This is a genomic window from Endozoicomonas atrinae (assembly GCF_001647025.1).
In the GTDB taxonomy this organism is placed as follows: Bacteria; Pseudomonadota; Gammaproteobacteria; order Pseudomonadales; family Endozoicomonadaceae; genus Endozoicomonas; species Endozoicomonas atrinae.
Genome location: NZ_LUKQ02000025.1, coordinates 1 through 19,752, shown reverse-complemented (window position 1 = coordinate 19,752; position 19,752 = coordinate 1). Strand labels below are relative to the sequence as shown.

Genomic DNA, 19,752 nt, shown 5'->3' with positions numbered 1-19,752 from the left:
AAGTCTGGTTTTTTACCGTTCAGGCCATAGTGTGAAAACAGAGTGCCCTCCATGCATTCAATATGATCATGGAGATCGAATAAAGTAATTGATCAGATTCCAGATGCTGAGGGAAGGGCAGCTATGACGAAAAGCGCTGAGGAGGCGTTTGAAAAACAACATCATTTCCCCAGAGTTCGATCAGCAGTGATTATTCACCAAGGTTCAGGTTGTTGTTATTGATCAGGTTATTGAGAATATCATTGTCACTGCTGCCCAGTGTAAACAGGTCGACATCTTTAAAGGTGACTCGTTTGGTCACATCACCACCAGCATCGGGGCGAATTTCCATAATGGTATCGCTACCACTGGCAACAAAGTGGAAGTGCTGGTCCAGGCTGCTGCCTTCATCGATCAGAATATCATCCAGTTGCAGCAGGTCACCTTCATTGGTATTGAAATCAGAAATGATCAGATCGGCTGGATTCAGGCTGTTACCATTGATATTGAAGTCAAAGGTATCAGCACCACGGCCTCCGACCGCTGTAACATCATCGTGATTAATAATGAAAAAGTCATCCCCTGAATCTCCGATCAAATGTTTCAGGGTATTGCCGGAGGTATGGCTATAGCCTGCGACCCGGTCATTTATGGTATCTACATTGTTGCCAGCACTGTCACTAATGCTGTTGCCGGTGTAGCTGAACATCAGTTGGTCAGTCCCTGTCACCGGGTCTCCAGAGAAAATGACATTGACTTCTTCGTTATTGGTAGAGACATCAACGATTACCCGGTCAATACCATTGATTTTGATGGAGAATTCACTATTGGCTGGGGTTCCGGAAATGATTTCAGAGAAGTCCAGTACCAGATCATTGCCAGATGCCAGCGATGAGTTGAGATCCGGGGCTTTCAGGTCAGACTGTGTTACAGCTCCGGAGGTAAGGGCATCGGTGGTGGCGGTATTTCCAGCCAGGTCGTTGATAAAGCCAGCAGAAATATCCACCTGATCATTGCTGTAATCACCGCCGGAATTACTTTCAATATCCACGGCTTTAGCCGCAGCAAGCTCAATTCTGAGGCGGTTGTTATCCACCACTTTGGCGGATAGCACATCATCTTTACTGAAGCCCAGCGGGAGGGAGCCATTGACGTTGTAGCTTAGTTTGCTCCAGTCCAGCATTAAACGCAGCTCTGTCGTATCAGCACTGGCATTACCGCTTAGGATGTCATTGAAGTTACTTCCAGTCAGCAACAGGTTATTACTGTCCGGGTCGTACTCAACCGAGATGATCGTGGTTGTCGGTATAGAGGTATCGATTACCAGCTGGCTGTTATCAGTCAGCGTACTGAGTAAATTAGAGAAGTTAAGGTCGGCGCTGCCGCCTTGTGCAGTGTCACTGTTATCCGGGCCTATACCGCCATAGATTCGTCCACCATTCAGGTTAATTGACTGTACATCAAGTGCACTGATGTTATCACCCGCCTGGATGGTATATTCAAAAATCATTCGTGAGCTGGTATGGGTATCTGTTACTCCAGGCTCCTGTTTAACAAAATCGGCAGTAGCGCCTCCACTCAGGGTGAGAGAAGGAGTTCCATCTACTTTCACTTTCTGTGTAAATTGCACAGAAATAAGAATTGTGTCGCCTTCTTTATAGACCCCATCAGCGGTGATTGCCGAGATGGATTTTATTTTGGTCTGGGCATCTGCAAATGTTGGGAATTCGTTCGTATTACTGCCTGTTGCATTAAAATAGAGAGAACCATCATAAGAAAAGCTGGTTTCATTACCTGCTCTATCTTTAAACCAGCCGGGTTCAATTCTCAGGTTCATTTCATCGAAAGGACTTTGTTCGGTCGCAGAGGTATCACGGGTGTAAAAGTAAGCCAGACCATCCCAGTTCAGGAAACGCTCATACCCATCATCCGTTAATTGCAATTGTGTTCTCTCGGCGAGTCCTGAGCTCTCATGCTGCCGGAAGAAGAGTACATCTTCTTCCTGGAAACGGTATTCGGTTGGGTTGCCAAAATCATCGGTGCCGGTGATGACAAACTTGGTCCAGTCAACATCGTACAGCGTGGAGAGATCATTGCCTGCTCCGACCCCCCAGTTGCCGGTGCTGGTATCGAACAGGAACTGGTTGGTGCGATGGAAGAATTTGACAATATCAAAGCTGAGGTCGGTATCCACCTCGATATTGGCCTGACTGGCCAGCTCCAGTGCCGCAGGCGGGCGGGCATCGTTGTAGATGCGGACATCATCAATCAAACCGTGGAAGTTATTACCCTCTGTGGAGTAATCGGTTGTACCGCTATTATGCAGTTTTGAGGATCCTTGCTGGCTTCCCAAATAGGTTTCAGCATGAGAACTCACCGCCTGCCCAGTGGTGGAGCCAAACTCTTCACCATCCAGATAGCCTTTCAGTGTGCCGTCGGTGCTATTTAGTACCAGCGATACATTGTGCCACTGACTCTTATCAATGCCACTGATGTCCACATTAAGCCACTGACCATCCCAGCCAGTACCTTCACTCCAGGCACCAAGATAAAGCTTCCCACTTTCAATATAGATATTGAAACCATCGGTACCACCGCCCTCATCATAGAGGAACTGCCTGCTGGTTAGTGTATTAGTGGCATCGGGCTTAAAGGCCAGAGTAATCGTTCTTTCAGGGATTGTTCCGGTATATTGGTTAATCTCGGAGGAGTCGCCAATGGCGACATAGTCATTCACCCCATCCAGACTGACCGCCTGGCCGGTCACTCCACCGGCTACCAGTGTGGCACCGTTGGTCAACGTAGCTGGATCATCCACGCTGTCAGAATAGGATTCGTCAGCCACTGTTGATCCAGTAGCGCTGTCAAATGTCCATTGGGCACTGAGGTTGTTCAGCAGATGATCCTGCAGGTCATTACCGGCCAGATCGCTGATGGTACCATTCTCAAGGTCCAGTGGCATGCCGGCCAGAACATCAAGGTCCGCAATGTTTTCACCTGCACCGACGGTGTAGCGGAACACCAGTTTATCGGTGCCGGAACCGCTGGAGTAAGAGGCCTGTCCCCCCGTGTTGAGATGAAGTGCTGGGGTTCCTGTTATTTCAACCGCTTCACTGAAGGACACTTCAATCTGTATGACTTTGCCCGTATTGTAGGGGCCATCAGCGGTTAAACTGTCAATACCGATAATTTCAGGTACATTGACATCGACGATGGCGGTGCCGGTTTGCGCCAGTGCATCGTTACTGGTGGTGGCTGGCAGGGTAGGGATCAGACTGTTCCCGACGGCATCAAAGACCATGACACCAGAAGGTATGGTCAAGGCGGTATTGGAGGCGTAGTTAAGGGCTGTGGTGTTTTCGCTGTTGGCGGTACCAACGGTATAAACAAACCGTAAGGTATCGGTACCTGAACCGCTGTCGTATGTTGCAGTGGTGCCATTGTTCAGGGCCAGGGTCGGAAGAGTTGCCGCATTGGCCGTGTCTATACCGCTGATATTCACACGCTCACTGAGCTGGACCAGAATGACAACCTCTTCTCCCGGTATAAAGCGACCGGGTTCTTCAAGGCGAACCTGAAGAACCGTTGGCGCTGCAATATCACTGTAATCCAGGGTCAGGTCACTGGTGGTTGCAGCGCCCTCATTACCGGCCAGGTCTCTCAGGAAGCCAGCCTGAATATCAATCCCATCCTCTGCCCCCTGGTAGCCAAAGATTCCTTCCAGCTCAGCGGCCTTGGCATCGGTAAACTGAATGGTTAGTGTGTCGGTTCCAGCCAGGCGGGTAGAGACAATATCGCTGGCGGTCAGTGTTACGTTCTGGGTAACTCCGTCGTCTTTATCAATATCAATGACCAGTTTGCTCCAGTCCAGCCTCGCTGTGATATCCGCTGTGGCACTTTCACTGCTGTTCAACAGCTGATCAAAGTCAGCGCCCTGCAGCAGTAACTGGTTGTTATCTTCATCATAAGCGACACTGGTTATGGTGGTTGCCGGGGCGCTGGTATCGACCACAATCTGGCTGTTACCGGCAAGAGACTGCTCACTTATGAGGTCTGGTAGCCCTCCTTCATAAAGCTGGAAGCCGTCCAGTCCCGTATAGACATCTCCATTATTGTCGGTAATGTTCAGACGATAGAACCGGTACTCCCCTGGGTTATCCACCTCAAAAAACTTGTTTTCCCGGTTAGTCCAGTTATTAACAGTACTTTCGGAATCAATGGTAACAAAGTTAATACCATCGTTACTGCCCTGAAGCGTCCAGCTTTCTGGCTCACGACCGATCCGATTTTCTATCGCTTTGATAGAGTATTGCCAGATCTGAACAGGCCTTTCCATCTCTACCTGAAGCCAGCCAGTGGTTCCTGAAACCGCCCAGGAACCACGATTATAGAGGTTAGCTAAAGACGCATCAAATGCCATGTATGGTGCAAAATTACTGGTTACATACCCATTGGCAGTGACCGTGATATTCTGTTCAGAAGAAGATGCAAGTATAGGAATTAAACCATCGGTGTCATAACCTAACTTGGCGCTTTCGCCTGCTCCATTTACCAGGGTTGCTGCAGTGCCGCTGCCTTCAAACAGTTGAAAGCCATCCAGCCCTGTGTATGAGTCGCCATTGTTACCGGTGATATTAATGCGGTAGTAGAGGTAACTTGCTTCTGTATCCAGATAGTATTCTTTTGTTTCCCGGTTTTGCCAATCATTCACATTGCTGCGGGAATCCAGGACAACGAAGTTGACACCATCATTACTTGCTTCCAGAGTCCAGCTGGAGGGTGCGCGGGTATTATGACTTTCAATATTGGTTAGTGAATACTTCCAGATTTCTGTCGGAGTTGGTAGTTGAGCCTGCAGCCAGCCACTACTGCCAGCGGTAGCCCAGGATCCCGAGTTATTGGTTGCATTCACTACTGTGCTATCAAAAGCCCTGTAGGCTTCATAACCTGTGCCAGCCGTTCCATTGGCTGTAATGATATATCCCTGGTCATTATTGGATGTAAGTAATGGAACCAGGCCATCATCAGAACGAATGACCTCGGAGGCAAAGCCTAACGAACGAATATCGCGATAATTCAGGTCATCGGTATTTTCACCGGCTGTGAGCGTATGGCGGAAAACAAACTCACGGGAGCCGCTGCCTGAAACGTAGACAGCATTACCGCCATAGGGATTTCCACCGTCAGGTAACCGGTCATTCAGCAGCAGTAATAGCGGGTCATTAATGGCATCGTAATTTTCCAGTGTCACTTTCTCGCTGAAGCGAACGCGGATGAATATCTCATCACCGGCCTGGTAACTGCCGTCTGCTGTGTCGGCCGTTACATTGACGACAGTGGCTCCACTGGTCGTCACACTGACAGTGGCATCGGACAGGGCATCGGTGGTTGAGCGGTTACCGGTTTCATCACCAATAAAGCCGGGGGTAAAAGACAGTGTCATGTCACCACCGATGGTACTGAAGCCATTATTATCCAGTATTTTGCTGACCCCGCTGTCGAGTACAATTTCCAGTCGATCACCATGAACCCTTACAGCGCCAATATCGGACTGGCTGAGACTGACATTATCAATACTGTTATCGGGTTGCCTGAGTTTAAGCAGCAATTTGCTCCAGTCAAAGCGGGCCAGATCGTCACCCTGCAGTGAAACACCTGCGCTTTCATCATCACCCAGCATGGTGGTGAAACCACTACCATTGAGCGTTAATACCTGATCATCAACCCCGTCGGGTGCGAGGGATACCCCGGTAATGGATACTTCCGGCGCATTTCCATCAATCATCAGATCGGCATTCTGGGCAAGGGCACTGGTATCGGTCTGCTTAACCGAAATGCTCTGTATCAACAGGGCATTATCAACCCCAACACCAGCTGAGGATGAGGCCCCCATAGAAAAAGTAAAGTCGTCAAAATTACTGTTTCGACTGTCTGTTACGGTGTTGTAAGTAGCAGCACTGCCATCGACTGTATAACTGTCAATCACCAGAGAGTTGCTGGCGTTGATGTGACCCGTAATGACCAGATCATGGAACTGGTTATCATCGGGAATCCCTGCTTCAAAACCAAAGTGGTTATTGGTGCTGGCTGATGATGGATCGCCCAGGGAGACATTCATGCTGCCTGATTTCATCAGTGTCATATTGATCTGGAAGCCTGACTCTTTAAAGGCCTCCATCTCCGCTGATGAGAACGTGTAGTACATGTTGGGGAGATCCCAGGCACCATCGCTTAAATAGTCCTGAATCAGAAAGGCTTCAGCGGTGGTAGTATCACCATCCAGACTGAGGTATTTCATATTATCCGCAAAGCTCTGGGTATCGACTTCTGTCAATGTCGTTTCGCGGATATCATTTTCCCTGATCTCATCATTATCAAAGAAACTCCAGCCAGCGGTTTCCAGGGCCGCTTTACCCATAAGGTCCGATGCATCGAAGTCAACCAGGGTACTCATGGCAGGTACCAGCAGGATGGCATTATTGCCTGAGGTGTCTTTGATGGTACCATCGTTCAGCTGTAGAGCATTGGCACTGAATACATCCAGGTCATCGGCCTGGTCACCGGGCTGCACGGTATATTCAAACGTCAGTTGACGGGTTCCTGAACCGGAACTGTAGGCCGCCGGTGTAATATTATTGCCAGTACCCATTAACAGGCTGGGCTCACCGGTCACCTCTACAGGTTCATCAAAAGTGAGCTGGATACGCAAAACGGAACCGATGGGGTATTCACCATTTGGATCAGGACTGGTGACCTCGGTGATGGAGGGTGCAATACCATCGGGGGGCAGTACGAAAATTTCCACCCCGGCAGTATTGGCATCACTCATGGTGTTGCCAGCGGCATCCTGGAAGAAACCATCACTGGTAATACGGATCAGGTCCTGACCTTCCGCATTACCAAAACCGGAAATTGCTCTCAGCTCGGCCAGTTTACTGCTGGCCAGCTTGATGTATAGCTCCTCATCACTGACGGCAAGTACGGAATTAATATCCGATGCGGTGAAGCTGACATCGGTATTACTGCCACTGCTGTTCACTACTCGCCAGGAAAATTTACTCCAGTCCAGCCGGCTGGCCAGGTTGGTATCGAGAGCCTCTCCGGGAGAGAGCAGGCTGTAAAAATTAGCGCCACTAAGGGCCAGAACGCCAGCCTCATTGACGACGTTGATGTTGGTGATACCAATGCTGGGAGCAATGCTGTCAATCTGGATATCATTCTGGCCATCCAGAGTGTTTGTCGAATTCAGGCCGGGGAGAGAGAGGTTGGCATTATTGCCCACCAGGTCTGCAATAACACCACCGTTCAGGTTCAGTGCTGAGGTTGATAATACATCCAGGTCAGCAGTTTCATCAGGATTGTCGATGGTGTAGGTAAACGACAAAGTATTTGTTCCTGATCCGCCACTGTAGGTGGCCAGACGGTCAAAGGTGCCGGTTTCAAGCTGGAGGGTTGGTTCTCCGGTCACATTAACCCGCTCAGAGAACTCCACTTTAACGGTAATGGTATTGCCATCCTGATACCACTGGTTGGCATCGTCACTGAATAGCCTGAGAACTTCAGGCTCACCAGCGGTATCTGTGGTGTTGGTGACGGAGAAGCCAGAGATGGTACTGGCATCATTACCCGCACTGTCTTCAATTCGGTCACTGTTTACATCACTGTTGGCTGAAGGGGGCGTATAGTCAATGGAGACCTGCTGGCCGTCAGTGACTGATTCAGTCAGGGTTAAAATGACCTGTTCCCCGTCAATGGCGATGCTGTTGATGGTCTGACTCTCTCCTTCGGCAAGGATGGTGAACAATGACGGGTTCAGGGTTGCGTTGGTATTGAGTGCTTCATTCAACGTCAATGTCAGGGTGTTTCCATTAACTTCTGCGGAAGCCAGGGTGGGTGTAACTGAATCGGTAATATTGGTGATGTTGACATCACCATGGTCAAAGGCGGCAGCATCAAGGCCTTTCAGATCCTCAATGCTGTCCGGGTTCGTAGAGTTATCACCGATATCCCATTCGGTTCTATTGATGGTGTAAATGGAGCGGGAGCCGGAAATATTCATTACACCCAGCTCACCATCACTGATGTTTTCATTGAACTGGTGAGCGATTTTTTCATCACCATCGACGATCAGTGTGACCTTATTATCAACAATGGTGACTTCCGTGTGGCGGGCAACGTCGAAACCAGCTGGGTCAGCATCTGCGTCTTCTAACAGTACTGTTTTGCTGCCATTGACCCAGTGCTCAATAACCCAGTCAGAATTTCCATCACCGTCATAGCTGCCAATGGCTTTGTAATCGTTGGCGCTCTGATAATCAAACACGATAAACGCATTCCGTGAACTAAAGTCATCGGTTGGCGTTACGGTGAAATCAAGGTAAAGGTCGTCACTTCTAATTGAACTGTTCAGTGTGTTAATCAGTACCACATTATTTGACGAAACAGAGGTCAGTGTCAGTGTGTCTCCACTGAGTGAGACAGTCCCGCCACTATCAACGGAGAGCGTACTCTGGAAGTTAGCGGTTGTTGTGGGTTTATAACTCAGTGTAACGGACTCACCGTCGGTAACCGGGCTGGCCAGCTCCAGGGTGACCTGGTTACCACTGACCGATGTGCTGTTGATATTGCGGGTCACACCACCGACCTGAACCTCAACAAGAGAGTCGCCGGTCAATGTCATGGGCTGACTGTTAGCGTTCAGATCACTGACAGAAGTGCCACCGTTTTCTTCAAAGTCATAGGCGTGGTATGTATCGCCAGTCAGGCCTGAGGCAAAGTTTGCGAAGTCATTGGCGTTATACAGGTCGGATATTTCGGAGGCCGTCAAATCCCGGTCAACGATCAGAAGGTCATCAACAGCACCATCCATAGGGTCATCAACATCCCAGTTGCTTTTGCCTATATAGTTATTATTTCTTACTTTTTCTGCGGGTACACCACCTTGGAATGTCCCTTCTTCCACTCCATCCTTGTAAATTGTGTATAGGCCTGAACTGTTAATGGTTGCAGCGACATGTACCCATTCACCCAGTGTGAAAAAGTTGTCTATGTTAAAGCCGTGTTGAACGTTGTTACTATCGTGAACATGAAAACCCAGGCCGTTGGTTGTCGTAATATGACCTATAAGAATATTGTGATCATTCTCTCCATCCCCAAAATCGACAAATCTTGACCAGCTCTCTTCAAAGCTGTCAAAACGAACCCAGCCTGCGATGGTCATGGATCCACCGGTTGTTAGCCCATCAATCTCACCGGTCCCTTCAAAGCCATTGAACTCCAGCCCGGTTCCCTCACCATTTTTACCGGCTCCCCACTCGACACCTGAGAAACCGGCATTTTCATTCAGATCTTCGGAGTAGGTGAGGGTGATCGTTTCGCCATCAACCACCGCACTGTTGAGGGTTGGCGGGGTGGTATCGGTATTGTTTTCAACCAGAGCGTCGGCAAAGCCGTTACTGGTGTTTCCCTGGGCATCCTGAATTGCAGCACCGCCATTGTTGGTTGCATTGGCAGCACTGTAAGACAGTCGCACAATATCCGCATCGACAACCGGACTGTTGAGGGTCAGGGTCATCTGGTTATCAGTAATACTGACATTGGAAACCGTACGGCTGCCGCCACCGACCAGTGAGATGGTAAAGGCACTGCTGTCAGGAAGGTCGGCTGGGTCAAGGTTCTCGTTGTAGTTAACAATCAGCTGATCGCCGTCCACCGTCATATCCTGACGAACCGGGGCGACCCCATCAGGGGTAACAGTAGCGGAGAAGTTGGTCACTGCTGCGAATGGGTTAATACCACCCTGCTCCTGCACCGGATTGCTGCCGGGGGTGTAACTGACCTGAACATTGGCGCCAAAGCTGATGGCACTGTCCAGACTGAGTCGAATCTGGGTACTGTTCAGGTAAGAGACGTTCAGCACATTCACACTACTGCTGTCTACGGATACGGCAAAGTCAGCCAGGGCCGGAATACTGTCGATGTCCATATCTTCACTGAAGGTAAGGACCAGATCCTGCGTATTGGCAACCACTTCAGCCGTTGACAGAGTAGGGGCATTTCCAGAGAAGGTGACGGTCTGGGTTGCGGTGGTGACCGTATTGGCGCTGTCGGTTTGTGTGGCGGTGATTGCCAGCTGGCCATCGGGCAGTGAATCGATATCCAGCACTTCACCAGAGAGACTCCAGGTGCCATCAACATCAACGTTAATGCTTTCGACAGCGGTATTGTAGAGAGCGGAAACATCATCAGCGGTCAGGGCCTGGTCAAATATCTCCAGACCTGCCATATCACTGCTCAGGTGACCAATATCTGTAAAGGAGGAATAACCAAGCTGGAAGCCGGTTTCCCAGTTAAAGCCGGAAGAGCTACTGGTTCCAGAGGCAACCTCGACACCATCAATATAAACTTTTTGCCCACCAACAGATCCGCCATAAGTGTGAACCATATGGTGCCATTCACCATCGTTGAACGTTCCGGTACTGGCGATGGTTTCATTGGGGGAGTATATGTAGGACTTTAATACCCCACCTTCGAGATAAACATTGCGGTCGTGAACACCACTTGGGCCATAGATTCTGAACAAACCACCATTGGCATCCGTTGTCTTGAACCAGAGTGAAACACCGTAGCTGGTCTCGGAAACATTCAAGTTACCGGTCAGGCTGTCATCAACGCCATCAAAATGGAGAGCCTGTCTTGAGCTGTCCTGTGATCCAAGGTTGGGACCGTCGACATAGCTGGCAGATCCACCATTAAAGGTAACCGTACTGTCACCGTTAAGGTTGCTATTCAAAGACCAACTTGCCTGAGGGGCAGGAACCGAGTCAGCCCTAATCGTAACTTCTACCGTAGCCCCGGGCTCACCCACGCCAGAGACAAACACGGCATTCTCTTCTGCAGCACTGATCTGGTTATCACCCATGATCGGCGTATCAATAGCCAGGGTATGAGTGGTGATCAGCTGACCATTACTCTGTAATTGACTGATAATGGCGGCATCGCTATTGCCCAGAGTGGTCAGGTCAACGTTTTCCAGAACGATATGCTGAACAACATCACCTCCAGCTGTCCTGCTGACGTCGATCACGGTATCTGAGCCATCCAGACGGAAGTGAATAAACTGATCAAGAGCTGTTGACTCTTCACCGGTCAGGAAGGCGTGAAGGTCAAGGATATCGCCACTGGCACCGACGGCAAAGTCGGTAATCCGGTCAGTGGCAGGAGCGCCGACTGAGCCTTCGTCACCCGGCTGCCAGACCAGTCGATCCCGACCGGTCCCTGTGGTGATCGTGTCGTTATCGGCACCACCGGTAATGATATCTTTACCGCTGGAGCCAGTAATCGTGTCGTTACCGGCACCACCTTCCAGGGTATCCACTTCCGGCAGAACACCCTGCAGGCTGATATTATTGAGAATGGTGCCCTGACCATCGTTCTGGCCAGATACCTCCCGAATCATGAGTGTCTGTCGGGTGCCATCACCGGTGAGGTTAACGGTATGGGTTGCCCAGCTGGTACCGATATTGATGGTCTGGACATACTGGTCTCCCCACCAGATTTCGACATCACCGGAACTGGCCAGGCGGGTATAGGCTTCAAACGACAGGGTATAGGTTTCACCATTGAGGGTATCAACCTGCTGATAGATGGCATCGACATCGGTGTTATTGCCATCGAGCTCAAGCTGTGGCGTTGTATCATCCGATGAGGGTACCCAAGTTGTGCTGTGAGCAGGGCTTTCAAAGGCACCCGTTGGTAGGGAGTCCACGTCAACGCCGGAGGTATATTGGCCGTTGGTAATGCTGCCCGTATTGAGTGCTCTCCAGCCTGAAGTATTTGTAGCAAAGTTAAAATTGGTGAGCAGTTCCCCACTATTACCACTGTTATCCGGTAATAACCCCTGAACGCTGACGCTGTTTAAAATAGGGCCCCAGCCATCATTTTGCCCCGGAACTTCACGGACCATGATGTTTTGTTCAGTACCATCACCCGTTGCCGTAAAGGTAAATGTTTGCCATTCAGTACTGCTTGGGGTGATTAAGCCCAGATAAACACCATCCCACCAGACTTCCATATCCGGGGTGGAAGAGGCATCACGGGAAACCGCTTCAATGCTGATTGTATAGGTTGCACCATCAACGGTATTGAAACTCTGGGTGATGCCATCCACATCCCCTGCAACATCCATTTCAAGCTTTAGAGAAGTATCCGTATTGGTTTGCAGTGCATTTGCATTCCAAGACTCTGCTTCAATTTGAGGCAGCAGTGTAGCATCGACAGTTTCATTAGTATTGATGATCGAAGCCGTATTCACTGCTTTCCAATCATTGAGAATCACGTCACGATAGTTGCCATGATCGGTTACCGTCGTGAAGTTATTAAACTCCGTGTTTTCCAGCAGCTCATCATAACGACCACCGGTATTGAGCTGGTTACCCTGGATAATATCATCACCAGCACCACCGCTGATCTGGTCACTGCCGGCACCGCCTTCCATCAGGTCGATATCACTGCCACCAGTCAGGGTATTATCGTCACCATCTCCCCGGCTTACTGCAGCATTGTAAACGGTTGCTGAGCTGACATTACTGCCCGCATCTGTAGAAGTGACGCTGATATTCAGAGGGTCACCGTGATTAAGTGTCACGGGAGGAGTGAAACTCCAGGTACCATCACTGGCTACAGTAGCACTGTAGTTAATGCTGTTAATGGTGAAGTTCAGGGTGGTATTGGGCTGGCCGGTACCGGTAATGACCGACTGAAAGTCATTATTTAAACTAACAGAGCTGATTTCTGGCGCCACCGGTGGCAGATCATTGACCGCAATGGTCAGGCTGCGGGTGATGGAAAGTCCGCCATTATCCGAAGCGGTAATATCCAGACTGATGGAGCTTTCCGTATCAGCATCAATGGTTTCCCCGGTTTTCAGTTTGAGAATGCCGTTTTCAACGGTGAACCGGTTGTCATTTATGGTGAAACTGTGAGTGCCAAAAGCACCCTCTGGAGAATCGGGATCAATGATGTAAAGCGGTCCCACTTCAGCACCGTCCTGCCACTCATCAATACGGGCTTCACCCTGGTAGAGAGAAGCGACCTGCGTGGCGGTCAGCCCTGCATTATAAACCTGTACGCTGGCTATTTCGCCTTCAAAGTACTCGCTGCCAGAAGGATATAAGGTATAACCAAGGCTGATTGAGGTCTGGCTGGTAAAATTGGATACGTCAGATGATCCAGAGGCAACTTCTACCCCATCAACATAAATTTTCTGTCCTCCTGCACTGCCACCAAAGGTATGGACAACCTGGTGCCACTCACCGTCATTAAAGGTGTCTGTAGACGTAATCACTTCATCAGACGACCATAGACGTCCTCGTAACTGGCCGTTTTCCAGCCACAGGTTGCGGTCATCGCCACCGCCGTCAACCTGAAAAATACCGCCATTGGCAGAGTCCGTTTTAAACCAGAGGGCGACGGTATAACTGGTCTCGGATACGTTTAGCGATGCAGTAAAGTGATCATCATTGCCGTCGAACTGCAGTGCTGAGTCAGCAGCGCCACCGGGACCATCAACATAGGCCGGCGAACCTCCACTGAATGAGCCATTCACGGAACCTGCGTCGTCATTCAGGGTGCCCCGTAACTCCCAGGATGCCTGTGGCGTTGGCAGATCCACCGCATTGCTGAAGGGCAGTAATATATCGGTTGGCAGCTCATTGATATCCGCCACTTTAATGGTGACCGGTTTGACATTCTGGGCACTGTTACCGTTATTGTCCGTCAGGGTAATGGTCAGGTCGTAGCGATTCTCGGTTTCGAAATCCAGGGTGATGTTCTGGTTAACATGAAGTTCAGGCTGACCGTTATTGTCGACAATAGTGAATTTGTCCGCATCGGCGCCGGACAGTGTGAGCTGGGTATCCACTGTGTCGCCGGCCGTAACGTTAATATCCGCCACTTTAACGGACCCATCGCCGGTGTATGTCATCTCGGCAATGGTGTCGGTTGAGAGTTCCATATTCAGCAGCAGGATGTCGGTATCAATGGTGGTGCTATAAGTGCTGCTGCCAGATGCGCCAGAGTAAGCGTTGGCCAGAGTGGCAGAGAAACTCTGGCCCAGGTTGGCAACCGCAGCGGTGGTCAGCGTTCCGGTCACGGTAAAGGTGGCGGTTTCTCCTTTGAGCAGATCCACCAGAGTATCGATGTTGCCAGTGCCGGAACCGGTCTGGCCATTGGAGGTGGTGTAGGTCCAGCTGGTGTTTTCCAGACCTGCCGGTGCGCTCCAGGTCATACCGGTTTCAAAGGCGTGATTATCACCGGTATTTGCGATGGCAAACTCCCAGCTGACCTCATCACCGATGGCGGCGTTAGTGGGTTCTACCGGGTTGGTGACGTTTAGATCCGCAGGTACTTTCACTGCTACATTATCCACCCAATGGTAGTTGGTGGCACCACCGGTGGCTGCGCCAAAACCCAGCTTGAATGTGTCAGGTACGGCCTGGGAAGTATTTGCGGCATAGTCATACTGGTTATAGATGGTCTGCCAGGTACTGCCGTTATCCCAGCTCATCTCAAGCGTCAGCTTCTGTTCGGAATCCAGCGTTAAGCGTACCTTGCGCCAGTCATAGCCGTTACCATCCCCGCTGCTATCGGTGCTGGTGCTGGTATCATCTATTCCACCAAAAGAGCTGACCTGAGAGTGCGACAGGTAGCCGTAGCCTGTGGTGCCATTACCGCCATCTCGGATAACGACACTGTCTTTACGGTTGGTGGAATCGCCGGCAAAGTTACCGTATTCATCAAAGCCAATGCCCATATATGCCTGGGAAAGGCCATTATTACCACCACCAGGTAGGTACCCCAATGCCCCACCGGAGACACCGGCTGTGACCGTCGTCTGGCTGCCATCCACCAGGAAAAACACCATGCCATTGGCACCGGAACCACCACCAGAGAAATAATCGAACTCAACCTGTATGCCCAGGGAAGATGAAAAAGCAGTATCCATGACGGTAAAGCCGGTTTCACTTAGCCCTACACCGGTTAGTTGCAATAAGCCCCCATCTGTAGCGCCGGTGACCGATGTGAGGTGTTGGGCGTTGCCTTCGACATTCCAGTCAGTTGGTGAGTTTGCAAAGTCTTCTTCGATAGGGAAGGGTAGCTGGGTAACGTTCAGGCTGACGGTATGGGAATCCGTTTTTGTGCCATCGACGCCTGTCGTATTGTTCAGATTGCTGGTGGTAATGGTCAGGGTGTCACCCGTGGCATCGCTGTCCGGCGTGTAGGCCAAGCCTTCCAGTGCCTTCTGAACAGGACCCTGGAGGTTAATATGATCAGGCTCCAGTGCGGTATTGAATACTCGAAAGTTATCCAGATGTTCGGCAAACGGTTGTGACCCCAACTGATAGTTGCCAATGGCCTGAATGTTTGTAGTGACCTGATAATCGGATGTTCCAACATGTTCATTATCAAGGTAGAAATAGGTTTTTCCACCTTTACCCACGGCGGTCAGATTGTGCCAGCTGTTATTGTCAATCCCAGTAATGACATAGCCAGAGCTGTGGAATGCGGAACCATCATCGGCATATACGCCCAATAAACCGGTGGACTGTTGAATAATGATATGGTGGCCTGCAGTATCACCACGGGCTAAGGTATTCCAGACATTGCCGGAGAACAGACCTTTAAAGTCGGTAGAGATGGTCCATTCATTTGTCAGGTCAAAGGGTTGATCGAAGTTAATGACATCACTGTTGCTGTCAAAACCGGCTACGCTACCCTGCTCACTATCATTGATAATATCAACGCTTGTGAATGTGGTAGCGATGTCATGTTCTGTATCAATATTGGGGCTGGCCTGGTCAGAGAAGAACAGGTGGAAGTCATCCTGGTCTGCACCGATAGCGGTATCAAGGTTCAGCTGGGGAACCACTGCAGAATCATAAAGGCGGAAATCATCCAGGTAATGAGCAAAAGGATACAAGTCTGCAGGGCCATTACCAATGGAGTCTATAGGTTCCTGAGACTGATAGTTACTGGTACCTACATGCTGCCCATCAATATAGAAATAGGTTTTACCATTTTGCCCAACAGCAGTGAGCGTGTGCCACTCGGAGTCAAGAGAACTCATATTGAACCCTGAACTATGGAAGGTATTGGGCCCACGCTCTCGAGTTCCTAAAATGCCACTGTCTGATACTTCAATTTGTATGTCTCTATTGCCAGTATTACTCCGAACAAGAGCGCCTATAGATCCATTACCGAGATGAAGATCTTTAAAGCGCGTACTTATTGTCCACTCTGTTCCTAGGTTATAAGACTCTGTGAGAAGTATTCGATCACTGGTTGAATCGAACTCTATTACTCCCCCCTGAACTGGATCGGTTATGCGAGTTGCGCCTGATAAAGTACCCCCAATTTCCGTACGAGGATCAAAAACAACATTATCTTCATCCCTGAAAGTAAATCTCAAATTCTCCTGCGGCTCTGGTCCCTGACTAAGACGTCCTCTGATAGTCATGGACGATTCGCCATTACCACCACTGATAAACTCAAGCCCTTCGGTGTTCCCCAGGAACAGTTTGCCACTATTGACGGACAATGAGATTTCCATGATATCGGAACCGATATCATCATCTTCTACATAAACACCATTGATGGTGTTGAGCGACAGTGTTGATGTATCTTTGCTTGCAGGGGCAGTAATTTCCGGAAGGTCGTTGACCGCTTCCACCACAATACGGGCAGATTTGGTCTGAGTTACACCATCCTGGTATTGATAGGAGAGCAGGCCAATATCAGAAACATTGTCATACTCTTTTGGAGCGTCATAGAGCAGACCTTCCAGTTCGATATTGGTCAGGATGGTATTGAGGGTAACTATCGTTCCGTCGGCTTTTTTTACTGTTCCCAGGTTGGGCAGTGAGGTAATGGTGTAGCTGATAATACCAGCTTCAGCGACGAGATTGATGGCATTATCAATGGACTCTTCCAGGACTTTTGCATTACCTACTCTCATGGTGAATGAGTCAGAAGCACTCAGGCCGGCATCATCCGTAACGGTAACAGTGATGGTATGGTCACCAACTTCTGTTGAGCTTGGTGTGCCGGCAATGGTTCGGGTCACCGGGTTAAATACCAGACCTGAAGGCATGCCGGAGACACTGTAGGTTAATGTGTCTCCCAGATCCTGATCTCTGAAAGCATTGGCTGGAATCTGGTATGAAAATTCTCCGCCGATATTGGCGGTAATACCTGAAGATTGATTCTGTAACCCCTGATTCAGCTCTGGTGAGTCGTTGATATTGGCCACATTAATGGCAACAGATGCACTTTGAGAGTCTCCCTGGCTGTCCTGAACCTGAATTGTCAGATTATAAACGTCGATGGACTCATGATTAAGGGCGTTGACCACCGAGATATCACCGGTGCTTTCATCAATTGAGAAGTTTCCTTCTTCATTACCGGAAAGAATGGAATAGGTCAGGGCATCGCCAGCATCTACATCCAGAGCAATGACCCGACCGACGATCACGCTGCCATCGGTAGCGGTGTTTTCATCAATCGTAAAGCTCTGGGCATTGATAACTGGAGCTTCATTCAAATTACCCACATTCAGAGTAAAGCTCTGGCTGATAGAAAGTCCTGAATTATTATCATCGGTTGCTGTAACAGTAAGTTCCAGAGTACTGCCATCCGCTTCAAAGTTAAGAAACTGGCCGTCTTTCAGCTTCAGCTGGTCATTGACTATTTCAAATCGGTTGTCACTAACTGTGTAGTGATGAATACCAAAAGATTCTGTACTGGCATCCACATCAATCGTATTCAGTGTGCCAATCACAGCCCCCATTGCATTTTCAGCAATAAAATTGTTGGTAATAGTGATAGCGGTTGGAGCATCGTTGATCGAGGTAACATCAAAGGTAATGCTTTGAGCTGCACTTTCCTGGATGCCATCACTGACGGTAAAGCCCAGGCTGCTATAACCGACACCATTGGCATCGGGAGCCGGAGTGAAGACCAGGTTGGGGATATCAGTTGCCGTGATCATCTGGTTTTGAGTAACGGCAATATTATTGAGCACCAGGCTGCCAGCGGAAGGCAGGGTGGTTATTTTTACGGATTGCAGGCTGTCACCATCATCTACATCACTGAAGCTGAAGTCTGATGCCTCAAAAGTATACTGGCTATCTTCATTAATGGTCAGTGTTTTATCTGCTGACTCGGGTGCATCATTGGTACCCGTGATAGTAACGGTGACCTGCTGATCCACGGTGCCGCCGTTACCGTCGTTAACCGTGACAGTATAGGTCTGGGTCAGTACCTGGCCCGCCGCCAGGTCATCAATGTCGGCATCGGGGACGCTGAAGGTCCAGTCCACCTGGCCGGTGCCGTCACTGGTGGTGTTGTTGCTGACCGTCGGGGTAAAGGAGCCCAGGTACCCGGTGGTGTCGGAGGTGACGCTGACGGTCTGGACATCGGTGAGATCAACATCAGCAATGGCAAAGGAACCACTGTCGGATAATGTTGTGGTGTTTTCACCGGTGCCGCCATCCACAATCTCGGTCACTGAGCCAGTTTGAGGAATGCTAACCATGATACCTATAGAGCTATCAACATAGCCTGGAACATTGTTACCTCCATTCACAGATACATTCTGAATACCATATCCAGATTGACCATCACTTTGCGCAACTTCACTAGTGGTTCCCAGACCATCAGCGAAGAAGGTGCTTTTCTGAGCGTCGGATAAACTGTTCCAATTCGTTAATGTGGTATAAGCAGCTGAAACAACCTTGATACCGATGGAACCGTTGCCATTATCTGTGACTTCTACTTCTACGGCCTTTCTATATATATCGTCAGACTTATGAACCCAGATGGTGTTTCCAGAGATATAGTCATTGGGTAGTGTAAAACTGTCTATGTCATGGCTATTTACACTTGTTCCGCCCCATGTAAATTCAATAGTGATTTGATTACTGTCTATTACATTGATGGTGGGCGTATCGTTAGTGCCAGTTATGGTTACGGTAACCTGCTGATCTACAGTGCCACCATTGCCATCGTTAACCGTGACCGTGTAGGTCTGGGTCCGCACCTGACCCTCCGCCAGGTCATCAATATCGGCATCGGGGACACTGAAGGTCCAGTCCACCTGGCCGGTGCCGTCACTGGTGGTGTTGTTGCTGACCGTCGGGGTAAAGGTGCCGAGATAGCCGCTGGTGTCGGAGGTGACACTGACGGTCTGCACATCGGTGAGGTCCACATCAGCAATGGCAAAGGAACCACTGTCGGATAATGTGGTGGTGTTTTCACCGGTGCCGCCATCCACAATCTCGGTCACCGCGCCGGTGACATCGGTGGCCGCAGTAATGGTCGGTACATCATTGGTGCCGGTGATGGTCACCGTCACCTGTTGATCCACGGTACCGCCGTTACCATCGTTGACCGTGATGGTGTAGGTCTGGGTCAGTACCTGACCCGCGGCCAGGTCATCAATATCGGCATCGGGCACCGTGAAGGTCCAGTCCACCTGGCCGGTGCCGTCACTGGTGGTGTTGTTGCTGACCGTCGGGGTAAAGGTGCCCAGGTACCCGGTAGTGTCGGAGGTGACACTGACGGTCTGGACATCAGTGAGGTCCACATCAGCAATGGCAAAGGAACCACTGTCGGATAATGTGGTGGTGTTTTCACCGGTGCCGCCATCCACAATCTCGGTCACCGCGCCGGTGACATCGGTGGCCGCAGTAATGGTCGGTACATCATTGGTGCCGG

1 protein-coding gene is annotated in these 19,752 nt (G+C 49.9%); it reads right to left on the bottom strand.

Annotation, left to right across the window (positions count from 1 at the left end):
* Positions 1-190: 190 nt before the first annotated feature.
* The gene (locus AK963_RS31820; RefSeq protein WP_238593649.1) at positions 191-19,699 is read right to left on the bottom strand and encodes a LamG-like jellyroll fold domain-containing protein; all 19,509 of its coding nucleotides are present in this window, start codon (positions 19,697-19,699) and stop codon (positions 191-193) included.
* Between the last annotated feature and the right edge of the window lie 53 nt (positions 19,700-19,752).